The organism is Mycobacterium sp. 1165196.3 (genome assembly GCF_001673415.1).
Lineage (GTDB): Bacteria > Actinomycetota > Actinomycetes > Mycobacteriales > Mycobacteriaceae > Mycobacterium > Mycobacterium europaeum_A.
Map to the genome: position 1 here is coordinate 1 of NZ_LZLU01000169.1, position 12,931 is coordinate 12,931.

10 protein-coding genes are annotated in these 12,931 nt (G+C 68.2%); 2 read left to right on the top strand and 8 right to left on the bottom strand.

Features of this window, described 5'->3' with window-relative positions; genetic code table 11:
- The 8 genes from A5659_RS27820 to A5659_RS27825 form a co-directional block, all read right to left on the bottom strand.
- Nucleotides 1-140: FAD-dependent oxidoreductase (locus tag A5659_RS27820; protein WP_156749262.1), on the bottom strand; the 140-nt coding region annotated here is incomplete at its 3' end.
- A gap of 92 nt (nt 141-232) precedes the next feature.
- Entirely contained in the window at nt 233-1,003 is a 771-nt protein-coding gene (locus A5659_RS18125) for a hypothetical protein (protein WP_067183123.1), read from the bottom strand.
- A 67-nt stretch (nt 1,004-1,070) separates the two neighbouring features.
- Nucleotides 1,071-1,664, bottom strand: a complete 594-nt coding sequence (gene sigM / locus A5659_RS18130) for an RNA polymerase sigma factor SigM (RefSeq protein ID WP_066877777.1) — start codon at nt 1,662-1,664, stop codon at nt 1,071-1,073.
- 79 nt (nt 1,665-1,743) lie between these two features.
- Nucleotides 1,744-5,379: a murein biosynthesis integral membrane protein MurJ gene (locus A5659_RS18135; protein WP_082976103.1), complete on the bottom strand. Its 3,636-nt coding sequence runs from the start codon at nt 5,377-5,379 to the stop codon at nt 1,744-1,746.
- Complete coding sequence (locus A5659_RS18140; RefSeq protein WP_067183126.1) at nt 5,376-7,799, bottom strand: hypothetical protein; 2,424 nt, start codon at nt 7,797-7,799, stop codon at nt 5,376-5,378. Before A5659_RS18140 ends, A5659_RS18135 begins: the two co-directional genes overlap by 4 nt.
- Nucleotides 7,796-8,530: an NUDIX hydrolase gene (locus A5659_RS18145; RefSeq protein WP_066861891.1), complete on the bottom strand. Its 735-nt coding sequence runs from the start codon at nt 8,528-8,530 to the stop codon at nt 7,796-7,798. The genes A5659_RS18140 and A5659_RS18145 overlap by 4 nt, the downstream gene beginning before the upstream one ends.
- Before the next feature lie 86 nt (nt 8,531-8,616).
- On the bottom strand, nt 8,617-8,916 hold the full coding sequence (locus A5659_RS18150; RefSeq protein ID WP_066861895.1) for a hypothetical protein: 300 nt from the start codon (nt 8,914-8,916) through the stop codon (nt 8,617-8,619).
- 370 nt (nt 8,917-9,286) lie between these two features.
- A complete protein-coding gene (locus tag A5659_RS27825; RefSeq protein ID WP_197498068.1) occupies nt 9,287-10,768 on the bottom strand; it encodes a hypothetical protein in 1,482 nt (493 codons plus the stop codon).
- A gap of 169 nt (nt 10,769-10,937) precedes the next feature.
- Here A5659_RS27825 and A5659_RS18160 point away from each other — a divergent pair, with 169 nt between their 5' ends.
- The gene (locus A5659_RS18160) at nt 10,938-12,386 is read left to right on the top strand and encodes a CCA tRNA nucleotidyltransferase (RefSeq protein ID WP_067183131.1); all 1,449 of its coding nucleotides are present in this window, start codon (nt 10,938-10,940) and stop codon (nt 12,384-12,386) included.
- Nucleotides 12,387-12,410: 24 nt separating this feature from the next.
- Nucleotides 12,411-12,917: a pullulanase gene (locus tag A5659_RS18165; RefSeq protein ID WP_067183135.1), complete on the top strand. Its 507-nt coding sequence runs from the start codon at nt 12,411-12,413 to the stop codon at nt 12,915-12,917.
- The last annotated feature ends 14 nt before the right edge of the window (nt 12,918-12,931 follow it).

Consider the following 12,931-nt stretch of genomic DNA (forward strand, 5'->3'; position numbering starts at 1 on the left):
GTCGTCATCAACGCCCCACCAAACGACGTCCCCTCAAACACCACCGGCGCCAACTGCGCCCGCGCCGCATACAACGCGGCGGTATACCCAGCAGGACCCGAACCAATGATGATCACGTCATGCACAGCGTCGGCGGTCATGAAAACCTTTCAAGCGATCGTCTCTGGAACTGTGTAAACGCCAGCGTAAGCACGGCTGTTCCCGGGTGTGTCGCACCACCCATGGCACCACACTAGGGCCGGGGGACCTGGGTGTTGGCCAGTAGCCCGGTATCGGCCGCGCTGCAGTTCGGGGAGACCGCAAACACCGCCAGAACGTGGGGGCTGTCACCGGGGATCACCAGAATGATGCCCGGGCGGGCGTTGATCTGGACCGGTCGCGCACCCAGGACCTGCGTGGATGCCGGATAGCCGAGGCCGGTGAGGCAAGAGGCGCGCCGCGCCGGGTCGCCGAGGGCGCCGTAATCGGGGCTGCGGTCGAGCAGGCCGAGGATGTCGCTTTGCGAAAGCGGGATCTCCATCGGCGAGGTCGACAGCGTGATGTGCTGGATGTCGCCGGGGGTGTCCGGTGCGGGTTCGGGTGCGTGTCGGAGCGCGATGGTGCCGAAGCCGATCGCGGCGAGTACCGCGCACAGGCCGGCAGCTGCGGCGAGGGTGCGGCCAGGGCGGATGCGTGGGCGGGCAGTGTGCGCGGGGGGCGCGGCCGATTCCCCGGACCCGGGACCCGCCGAGCGCAGCGTCGCGGAAACCCGGCCGACCACCTCAGGGGGAGGGTCCGGCGCCGAATCGGGGTCGGCGCCGACGGCGGCGACGTCGCGGCGGACCTGGTTCAAGGCATCCAGCACGCCGGCGGCGCGCGGATCGGCGCGGATTTGCCGGCGGACGCGGGCGGCGGCCGCGTCGTCGAGGATTCCGGCTTGTAGGTCGGCGAGGAGTTCGACGGTCAGCGGTGGGTCCGATCCCGCATTGCGGTGATCCGCCGCATCGTCGCCCGCCACATCCATCGGACCCAGTGTCCGTCATGCACGCACCGATGGCCACGCGTGGCCCGCTGCGGCGGTCTTCGGTCGGCTAGTTCAGCCCCTGGCCGGTGGCGGTGTCCGGCAGGGCGTGTGCGCCGGCGTTGAGGTAGCCCAGCAGTTCGGCGAGCCGCACCCGTCCGCGCGCACAGCGGCTCTTGACCGTGCCTTCGGCGACGCCGAGCAGCCGGGCGGTGTCGGCGACCGAATAGCCCTGCATGTCGACGGCCACCACCGCGGCCCGTTGCTCGACGGGAAGCCGCATCAGCGCGCGCTGCACGGCCATCGTGGTCTCGACCTGAGCCGTGCGATCGGCGACCGGATAGATGTCTTCGAGCGGGACGGTCGGATGCGCTTTGGTGCGGCGCAGCCGGTCCAGACACGCGTTGACGACGATGCGGTGCAGCCAGCTGCCGACGGCGGCGTCGTGCCGGAACGCGCCGGCGCCGCGGTGTGCCGAGAGCATGGCGTCCTGCAGCGCGTCCTCCGCGTCTTCCGGGGTGCGAGTCGTCAGCCGGGCGAGCCGGTGCAGGTGCCGCTGATGACGCCCGAACAACTCGCCGAATGCGTAACGGTCGCCGGCCACATGGGCTGCCAGCAGCTCGGCGTCACTGCGCTCACGCTTGGCGTTTCTTCCGAAGCCCACGGCCGGACAGTAACCAATTGCGTATGGCCCGGCACTTCACTCGGAAGGGTCGATGTGAGTGGCCGACAAGCGCCGCGGATTAGGACGCGGCCTGGACCGTTATCTCCGAAAATCCGGCCTGGCTCTTGCCGCTGGTGGATCCCAGCGTCGAGATCCACACCAGCACATTCGATGTCGGCGAGCCGGCCCGGACCGGGATCACGTTGTGGCCGGGCTTGAGCGTGAAGGCCGGGGCCAACACGGTCGTGTCGTTGAGGCTGGACGGCGACGACGAGGACGCGGCGCGGATCTCCACCTTGGTCCCGTTGCTGGGCGTGTCGATGGTGACCTGGCCGACCACGGTGGGGCTGGGCAGCTGCAGGATCAGCCCTTCGCCCTGCTTGAAGCTGGGGAACGGAACGGCGTCGGTGTAGACCTCGGTCGCCCAGGCCGTCGAGGGATCACCGTCGATGGCCTGCCCGGCCGTCCCGGCGTTGTCGGCGTCACCGTCGGGGGAGAAGACCGTCGCTTTGGTCGGTTTGACGACGCTGCCCGCGGCGGCGGGCGGGGCACTCGAAGATGCCGACGCGGACGACGACGAGGGGCCGTTGAGGCCCAGCTCATCCTTGTTGAGGCCGCCACCGACATTGCCGAAGATCTTGCTCACGATCGACGCCAGCACCAGTAGGGCCACCACGATGACGGCGAGGCCGGCGCCGACCCCGATGAGCACGTTGCGCCGCCGCCGCGCAAGGGTCGCCTGCTCCTGGCCGGGTGAGATCAGGGCCGCCGACGGCGAGGGCGAATCGTCGATCGGGCCGAGCACCTCGGTGCGGTCGGCGACCGCGGTGGCCTGCTGGAGCAGGTTCAAAAGCGTTGAGGCGCTACGTATTCCGCCGTCCTCTTGGACCGCTCGGACGGCGACGGCGGAGATCTGGAAGGGGATGTCGCGGTCGACGGACATGGGCTCGACGGGGTTGCCGGCCGAGTCGCGTTCGGCCGCCGCGAGTCCGCTGCGCACCCCGCTTTCCAGCAGCGGCCACCGATTGACCAGCAGGGCGTAGAGCGCCGCGCCGATGCCGCGGATGTCGTCCTGCGGGTTGGCCTCGGGCATGGTCGCGGGGTAGGCCAGCACGACGTCGCCTTCGATGCTGACTCGCACCCGGCTGGGGTGGTCGATCGACAGCGCGACACCGGCGCGGTGTGCCGCGTCGGCGGCGGCGGCCAGCGACTGCATGGCCCGGACGGCGCCCACCGGTGAGGGCGCGGTGTCGGCCACCTCCTGCAGCGAACCGCCCCGAATCCACTCGGAGACCACCAGGCCGCCCGAGCCGGTGTGCACCACGTCGAGAACCCGGGCGATGCCGGGTTTGTCGATGCGGCTGAGCCGTAGGGTGCGCGACAGGATCTCCTGGAGGACCTCGTCGGGCAGGGCGCCGTCCGGGTCGACGAACGTCAGCGCCACTTGCCGATCCAGGGCGGTATCCAGCGCCTGCCAGAATTGCAGCGGCGGGGCGCCGCCGTGGAACACCAGCAGCCGATACCGCCCGCCGGCGATCCGGGCACCGGGGACCAAGTGCACGTCGTCTCCCGCGGTGTCCGCCGAACGCTCGCGCGGCGGTTCGAACGGCGTCGGTGCGCGTCGGGCGTCGCCGCGGATATCGCCGTTGGCGTGTTCGGCGGGGCGCGGGGCGGACCGGGGCGGCTCCTCGGCCGGGATGTCCGGCTGGAAGTCGTCGGCGAGCGGCCGTGGCGTGCCGGAACTCGCGCCAGATCCAGCGCTGGGGGCTGCGCTTTCCATCGGGCGGTCGGTCACCTCCGGTCCTTTCGCTTGCCGGGCTCGGTTCGCCCGCTCCGGAGGCCTGCGCCGGATCGGCTCCTGGACCGCATTTACCCCAGGCGGGGATGAATTCCTCTGCTCAGGGTACGTGACGGGGCGCCGGTGAGACGATCGATCCTTCGCACTGGGATTGCGCGGGCGTGGTCCGCGGCCGGTGATGCGGTACCGCAGGGCATCCAGCGCTGCCCGCGCCTCGGGCACCTGCGCGCGCAGCATGACTGCGGCGGTGATCGGCAGCATGATGAGCCCCAGCACGAACAGGCGAAGCAGGGAACCGGCACCGCCGTGGGCGGTGAGCTGATCCAGTCCGAGCAGCCGGTCGACCACGTGGGCGATCAATCCGGCCAGCATGGACGCGGTGAGCGTCACCAGGATCGTGCGGACTTCGCCGGCACCGATCAGGTGGCCCCCGGCGGGTAGCAGGGCGCGGCGCAGCAGCACGTAGCCGATAACCGCGCCGGCCAGAAAGCCGACGCCGTTGGCCAGCCCCAGAAAACCGGCCACCAGCTTGGGGTCGTGGGTGACGTGCGGCGCCAGCACCGAGCCCAGGATCTTGACGGCCGTGATGACGAGGATGATGACGATCGGCGTCCACGGCTGTTCGCGGGCGTAGAAGACCCGCAGCTGCAGTAGCACCAGCCCGTACGGGATCAGCGTGAAGGCCGAGAGGGTGATCGCGGCACCCAGGTAGCCGGCGTCGACGTCCCCGAAGTGGCCGTAGGCGAACAGGGCGCTGCCCATTGCGGGACCGCCGACGGTCATGAACGCCACGATTGGGATCAGCGTGATCAGCGTCAGCCGGGTGGCCAGGGACAGGTCGCCGAGCACGGCCTTGGTGTCGTCGGCGGCGGCGTTGCGGCTCAGCCGCGGCATCACCACGGTCAGCACCGTCACGCCGATCATGCCGAACGGCAGCATCAGCACCAGCCAGGTGTAGTTGTAGATCGCGGGACCCGACGCCGCCGCGGTGCTGGCGATCTGGTTGCCCACGACCAGGCCGAGCTGGCTGATCAGCACGTAGAGCACCATCGCGGCGGCCATGGTGCCGAAGCGCTTGAGGCGCTGGTCGATTCCCCACAGCGGGCGCAGGTCGACACGCTGGCGGCGCAGTGCCACCAGCAGCAGCCCGGTTTGGGCGAACACGCCCAGGGTGGTGCCCACGGCGAGCACCAGCAGCTTGGCGTTGCCCATGCGGACGGGGTCGACGGACAGTTCACCGGGAACCAGCACGTAGATCGCCAGGGTGATCAGCGCGACGACGTTGTTGACGACCGGTGCCCACGCCGTGGGACCGAACACGTTGCGGGTGTTCAGGATCGCCATGAACACGGAGGTCAGGCCGTAGGCGAGGACCTGGGGCAGTAGCAGGTAGGCGAACGCGATGGTCAGCGGTTCGTTGACCTGCGGCGCGCGGCCCAGCATCAGCCGCACCAGCAGCGGGGCGGCCAGCACCGACAGTGCGGTGGCGACGATCAGCAGCGCCGTCGTCAGCGTGACCAGGCGCCGCACGAAGGCCGCGCCGCCGTCGGGGTCGCTCTGTTCGGCGCGCGCCAGCACCGGCACGAAGATCGCGGTGAAGGTCGCCTCCAGCACGAGGGCGGCCACCAGGTTGGGCAGCTGATTGGCCACCGAGAATGCGCTGGACAGCGCGGCACCCAGGATCGCGGCCAGCAGCACCACGCGGGCGAAGCCGGTGAGCCGGCTGATCAACGTGGCGAACGCCATCGCCCACGACCGCGAGACCAGCGCGGAGTCCGACAGCTCGGGCCGGCGCCGGTCGATCTCGGCGGCGACTGGCGGCAGCGGGCCGGTCGGCGGTGAGCCCGACACCCGGGAAGGCCGGGCCGGCTCGGGCAGGCGGTGTTGGGGCTGCGCCTGCCGGTAGGCGGGGGTCATACTCGGTGCTCTTCTTCGACGTGCTCCTGATCCACCCCGTGGTCGGGGTCGTCGCGCGCCTCGCCTGCGGCGGCGTGCCGGGCGTCGGGTGGATCGGGGCGGTCCAGGTCGGCGCGGTCGGGTTGGCCACGGAAGCGGTGCCACAGCCGCCGGCCGGCCAGCAGAACCAGCACCGCCGCCGCGGACAGCGTGATGGCGAACAGGACCTTGCCGTAGGCGTTGGAATGCACGGACAACCGGACCGGCTCGCCCAGCCGCAGACCGTCCGGGGTCCGCAGGGTCGCGTCGACGGCGACGCGTTGGGTGAAGTTCACTTCGACGGGAATGCGCAGCGGGAGGTAACCGGGGGGCAGTTCGATCTGACCGATGTCGGTGACGTTCATGCCCGGCGGCGCGTCGACGTGCAGCCGCACCCGGATCGGAACGGCCAGGCCGTTGTGCAGCGCCAGCGGCAGCGGGCTGTGCTCGGTGGCCAGGGTGTAGGAGCCGCCGGGGTTGACGATCGTCACCGCGCCGAACAAGTCGTTGATGGTCTTGCCGACCACCGCCAGGCGTTGCTGAGCCAATCCGTTTCGGGTGTCGGGCGGTTCGGACTGGCTCAGCGCGCGCAGCATGTCCTCGCGCAGCGGCGCGGTGTACTGGACGCCGGTCAGCCCGGTGCGGTCGTCGGTCATCAGCGAAGACGTCAGTCCCCACAACCGACCGACCTGGCTGGCGATGCCGGCGGTGACGTCGTCTCCGAACTGGCCGCGGGGAGAGTTGTCGGTGCCGGCCTGTTGCGTGGATTGGTCGCGCGACTGGGCCGCCTGGTTCGCCTCGGCGATCACCGCCGGCAGCGGGCGCGGCACCGCCAGGCCGGACCGGATGGTGGTGGTCAGGGCGGTCAAGATGACCTGGGCGTCGTCGGCCTGCAGGTTCCACGTCGTCGGCGGCACCAGGATCTGAGTGCGCGGGTCGTCACGCCGGAGGGCGTGCCAGAAGATCGAGCCCAAGGCGTCCTGGCGGCGTGCGGTCACCGAATCGTGGCCGAGCCGGACGGTCAGTGACGAGTCCAGGTATGTCGGCGCCTCGGGGGAGGTGCCGGCGCCGGCCAGGGCGGCGCCGACTGCGGGGTCGAACGGCGCGACCGCGACCTGCGGGGTCAACCGCCGCGGCGCTGTGTCGACGCCCGTCGCGGCGGAGTCCTGTGCCTCGGTGGCCGACAGGTCGGCGGCGGCGATCGCGACGGTGGTGTCGTTGCCGCTGAGCAGCTTGACCGCACGGTCGGTCAGGGGGCCGTCGGGTACCAGCGTGGCGCCGCGGGTGGAGGCGACGTCCAGGATTTTGTCGATGATGCCGTTGGCGCTCGTGGTGGCGATGGCGCTGAGGCCGGGATCGTTGACGCGCTGCACGGCGTCCAGATCGGCCTGCGCGTAGGGGAGCGGAGCCACGCAGGTCCGGTGCGCCAGCGCGCGCAGGCGGTTCAGCCATTCGGTCGCGGTGGCCTGCCCGGCGCCGGGATGGGTCGGGGTGCCGGGCAGCTGACCGGGTCCGTCGGGGGAGTTGGATACGACGTAGCCGGCGGTCATCGCGTTGACGGTGACCAGCAGGTCCGGGTCGATCGCCAGGCACAACGCGTGGCCGACGGCGCCGTCGGGGTCGACGTCGTGACTGGTGGCGACTTCGGCGGAGGCCAGCAGGATGTCGAGCCGGCCGCCGCTGGCCAACGAGGTGGCCAGGTCGTCGTCGACCAACCGCACCGGGATGGTTCCGCCCGGCACGCCGGGGGCCAGCCTGGGCCGGTCGGCCAGCGGCCACAGCATGGTCATCGCGACGGGTTTGGAGGTGTCGGGCGCGACGGCCGAGCCGATGTCGTCGGCGCGATCGGGTGGCACCCCGACCACGGGAAGCAGGAAGCGCGCGTTGTCCAGCCGCGCGGGTGCGCCGTAGTCGGGTGTGCCGTTGACGTTGACCAGGATCGGGTAGATGCCGGGCTTTTCCACGCCCAGCGACGGCTTGCTCAGCGCCCGCAGCGGGGCCGACAGGGTGAAGCCGACTTCTTGCCCGCGCTGCAGTTCGGGCGCCACGGTGAGGAAGTCGGCGGCGGCCTGGTAGCCGTCGGTGTCGCCGTCGAGGGTGGTGCGCAGGCCCGCGGAGGCGGTGACGGCGCCGGCGTGCTCGAGCCGGACCATGACGTCGCGGACCGGTCGGTCGCCGATGTTGGTCACCATGCCGCTGACGGTCACGACGGGTGGACTGGTCGTGGTGACCACGTCCGGGGTGACTTGATCGATGCGGACGCGGACGAACGGCGTCACCCCGGGCTCGCCCGCCGCCGCGCGCGGCATCACCGGGCCGGTGAGCGCCGCGAGTCCGGCCACGATGGCGAGCACGGCGGCGACGCGCGCCAGGCCGGCCCAACGCAGATGTAGAGCGGTCACGGCCCCGGTCCGTGGCCGTTCTTCCGGCCGGCGGCCGGGTGGTCCGCATGCCGGGTCCGCGAATGTGTCTGCGGGCGGCGCCGCGGCGCGCTGGGCGGCAGCGGTGGAAGCGAGGCCGGGCCGTCGCTTCGCAACTTGTCGATCAGCTCGTCGGCCACCTTGGCCAGGCGGCGTTCGTCGGCGTAGGCGAGCCGGGACGGCAGTTCACCCATGGGCACCCAGGCGACCTCGGCGACTTCGAGATCCTCGTCGGACAGCTCGCCGCCGGAGAAGCGCATTAAGTAGTGGTGCACGGTCTTGTGCACGCGGCGGCCGTCGGTGACGAACCAGTAGTCGATGCGGCCCAGCGCGGCCAGCACACTGCCCCGGATGCCGGTCTCTTCGGCGACCTCTCTGATTGCGGTCTGCTCGGCGGTCTCACCTTGTTCGATGTGCCCCTTGGGCAGCGACCAAAGCATTCGTCCGCGCCGGTCGATGCGCCCGATCAGGGCGGCGACCTGTGATTCCCGCGGGCCGTCGAGACCGTCGATGACCAACCCCCCGGCGGAGGTTTCGTGGACGGTGCGCAGCTGGTCCGGTCCGCGGCGAGACGCTCTTGAGCGGCGCGACTTGGTGGCCGTCGAGTCGCCGGTCGCTTGACCGGTGGTTTGATTCTCGGACGAATTCGCGGCACCACGGCCCCGGCGCCGCCCCCGGCGCCGACGTGGTTTGCCTTGTTCGCCGTCCGACACCCAAGCGATAGTAGCTGGCACGGCATATTCTCCCGGAGATACTCGCCGCGCGGTGAGCGCGCGAGCTCACGGCGGAATGTGTCTCGTCAGAACGGGCCTATCGCGTGCGCGATCGCCCATACCCCACCGAAGATCAGTAGTGAGAGTGGTCCAGACAGGCTGCCTATGAGCATTCCGCGCCCGATTTGGCCCATCGTTCCAGAGGCCTGCATAACCAGAGCAGCGATCGCCATGTAGATCAGGACGACGGGAAGCACAAAAACGATCGAGTACGGCATGAAGAGCCAAGTGGTGAACTCGACGACGAAAAGATGTAGTACCGCTACCCCGAAAGTGACCGGGCCATAGCGGGATTTCGATGCCGGAATTAGCGATTCATCGGCCATCACAGGACCTTTCAGCGCAGAACCACGTAGGCGTAAACAATCGCTCCGAACAGCACTGCCGCGGAAGCGCCCGCGATGCTAAGCGCAAGACCCCGATTGCGCGGCGACGCAGACCGCAGCAGGACTGCTGTGACCGCAAGGGATACCAGTGTCGTGATAGATGCGGCGACGAGCATCCAACTGCGTTCGGTATGTCCGCGTGCCGTCGCAAAGGGCCACTTGCCTAGCACCCACATCGTGGCGAGTAACAACCCTAGGACGATCTGCACGACAAAGGGCGCGGACAACGTCGCCGTGCGCCACCCGCTTGCGTCCATGTCGCGAACTCGAAGGATAGACGGCATCCGTGGTTACTTTCAGTTGGTCGCGGTCATGCTGGGACCGCGGTGCCGGTGGGCAAAGGTGGGACGGAAGGGATGTCGGTAACCGAGCCGAAGTCGGTTGCGGGCAACGGCGCTGGCACATCGTATTTCGTGTTCCACCCACCTGTATCGAATGGAGCGAATGCCTTGCCGCCAAGGGGGCCCACGTCGTGATGGCCGGGTAGGTTGAAAGCCGGTCCCCACGATCGGCCCGATTGGGCGGGATCAATCAATACCGTGCGGGTGCCGCCGTTTGGCAAGTCCTGGTACGCCTCTAAGGATGGGTAGTCAGTCCGCGTTCCGTTAACTTGCACACCTCCTGCTCCGGGCGTGAAAACGAGGTCGCCGTTGACCGTTACTGTATGGCCCGCAAATGGTCCGGAGGGATCACCAGTGATTTGGGGGGCGAAAGGGTTGCCCGCGTCGTATTTGATCCGAACCGATCCGTCGGGAAGTTGCGTCACGCTGCCTTTGGGTACGCCGACCTTTACTTGGCCCGGTCCACCGGTAGATGTCTCCTCAACTGAGGGATTCTGTCGCAAAATAACGATTCCGTTTTCGTAGTCGATGTACGTAGTGACCTTGGTGTCTTCTGGATCGAAATTTGGATTTGGGCCGCGGTTGTTTCCAAGATCTCGTTTCCAAGGCGGAAAGCTGGTCACGTCACGCTGTTCAATCCACTGGGAGACGCGGACTACTCCCTGCCCGGGTACTGGGCGAATCTTCACCACCCGTACCTCAGACTTAGCGCCGTTGAACTTTGGGTCGTACGTCTGCGGATCTAAAGCTGCCGCAGTCTCCCAGTCGGCCGCTGAGGTCGGTTCCCGGCCAAAGACCTGCTTAAACGCCTCGATCTGATTATGGCGCCGTTGGTCTTGCGAGGGTGATTCCGGAATCTCGCCGTCGAATGCTCGGATTGACGGGTCGTACCCGTTCTGTTTACGCAGGTTGGCCATGGAATCATGGAGCTGCCGAGAATACTGATCACGGATTCGCGTCAAATTGTTAACCGATGCCTTGGTGTCGCCGATCGCATGCTTCTCGAGTCCGTCGACGTAGTGGTCCAGCAGCTGCCTCTCCGAAGCCGTTAGCTGCGGGTTTTTCTCCAGCTCCACGGCCTCACCGATTTGATTGTCGAGACCCTGGAGCGCGCCTTCGAGCGACGAAATCTCGCCCTTTCCTAATCGTTGGGCCTCGGCTAGTGCGGCCGCGACGTTCTCTAGATCGGCTCCGATTTTGGGCAACTGCGCTGCTTGCAACCCGAGTAACGTCGTGGCCCGTCGAACCTCCGCCGAGTCGTTGATCGGATTCACGCCATTTTCGTGCGTCCAAGCCTTGTCGAAGCGACTCCGCGCTTGCTGGAATGCCGCTTCCGCTTCCCCTGTGGATCGCCCGGCGTTGTGAAACGCTGTTGCGAGGTTCGAGATCTGAGCCGGCCGGCCGCTCTGCAATGTGGCATTGATCTTCCACGGGTCGCCACCCGCGAACATGACCAGTGCGCCCTTGCTTATGTATCGGAGATGCACCGCACCGTCCCGCCGTTCACCCTTCTATCCGCACGCAACGCTACTGACACTCAGCGCCTGGTCAATTCACTTTGATGGCGTGCGAGGCTCCTCACACGGGCTTTTCGTCACCACCCGACTAGGCTGATCGAACGTGCCAGACGCCGCCCAGGATGCCGACCTGCTGACCGCTGCCGCGGTCGCCCTCAACCGGCATGCGCCCATGCTGGCCGAGCTCGGCGCGCTATTTGAAGGGGCTGGTCGCGAGTTATATCTGGTCGGCGGCGGAGTGCGAGACGCCGTATTGGGTCGCTTGACGTCGCTCTCCGACTACGACTTCGCAACCGACGCCCGTCCCGATCAAGTGAAACAGGTCTTGCGGCGGTGGGCCGATAACTTGTGGGACACAGGGATCGAGTTCGGGACGATTGGCGTTGGCAACCGCGATGACCGTTTCGAAATCACCACATTTCGCGCAGACCGCTATGACCAGGTGTCTCGTCATCCAGAGGTGCGATTCGGCGAAAACATCGAGGACGACTTGCTGCGCCGCGACTTCACCGCGAATGCGATGGCGGTGCGCATCACATCTGCGGGCCCAAGTGAATTCCTCGATCCGTACGGCGGTTTGGCGGCGCTGCGCACGCGGATCCTGGATACCCCCGCCGCGCCGGAGGTGTCCTTCGGCGACGACCCGTTGCGGATGCTACGCGCGGCGCGGTTCGTCTCGCAGCTCGGCTTCGGCGTCGCGCCGCGGGTCCGCGAGGCGATCGAACAGATGGCCCCGCAGTTGTCTCGGATCAGCGCCGAACGGGTGGCCGCCGAGCTGGACAAGCTGGTGCTCGGCGCGGACCCGACGGCCGGCGTCGACCTGCTGGTGCAAACCGGCATGGGTGAGGTGGTGCTGCCCGAGGTGGGCGGCATGCAGATGGCGATCGACGAACACCACCAACACAAGGACGTCTACCAACACTCGTTGACGGTGCTGCGTCAGGCGATCGCCCTGGAAGACGACGGCCCGGACCTGGTGCTGCGGTGGGCAGCGCTGCTGCACGACATCGGCAAGCCCGCCACTCGGCGCCACGAGCCCAACGGCGGCGTGAGCTTTCACCATCACGAGGTCGTCGGCGCCAAGATGGTGCGAAAACGGTTGCGGGCGTTGAAGTATTCCAAGCAGATGGTCGAGGACGTCTCGCAACTGGTGTATCTGCATCTGCGGTTCCACGGCTACGGCGACGGCAAGTGGACGGATTCCGCGGTGCGCCGCTACGTCACCGATGCCGGTCCGCTGCTGCCGCGGTTGCACAAATTGGTGCGAGCCGACTGCACGACGCGCAACAAGCGTCGGGCCGCGCGGTTGCAGGCCAGCTATGACCGGCTCGAGACGCGGATCGCCGAGCTGGCCGCTCAGGAGGATCTGGCGCGGGTGCGTCCCGATTTGGACGGCAACCAGATCATGGAGCTGCTCGGCATCCCGGCCGGTCCTCAGGTCGGCGAGGCCTGGCGGTTTCTGAAGGAACTCCGACTCGAGCGCGGACCGTTGGACAACGAGGAGGCGACCGCAGAGTTGTTGGCGTGGTGGAAGTCTCGGGGGAACGAGTAGCGGCAGCCACGCGTCGAAATAGCCATGGACTACTGCATGGCTGGCGATAACGGCGCCGCTTTCTGGCACGGGCAACCCGACCTCGACCTGGACCACGACGGTCGCTTCGAATCGATCGGACTGGATTTCGACCACGACGGATTACGCGACGACGCACTCGCCGATCTCGACGGCGACGGCATCGTCGATCACGCGGTGTTGGATCTCGACAACGACGGCACCCCGGAGGCCTACTTCACCGACGACGGCTCTGGGACGTGGGCGGTGGCGATGGATCGCGGGGGCCAGCTGCGCTGGTTCGGCCTCGACGGCGTCGAACACACCGGCGGCCCGCTGGTCGATTTCGACGGCCAGGGCCGCGCCGATGCCCGCCTCGTCGACACCGATAGTGACGGGCTGGCCGACCAGGTGCTGCGCTCGGACGACAGCGGCGTGACCGGTTACGTCGACACCGACGGCGATGGCAAATGGAATGTGCGGCTGACCGATTCGGACGGCGACGGTCTGGCCGACGGCGCGAACTCGCTCTGAGGGTGGTGTCGACC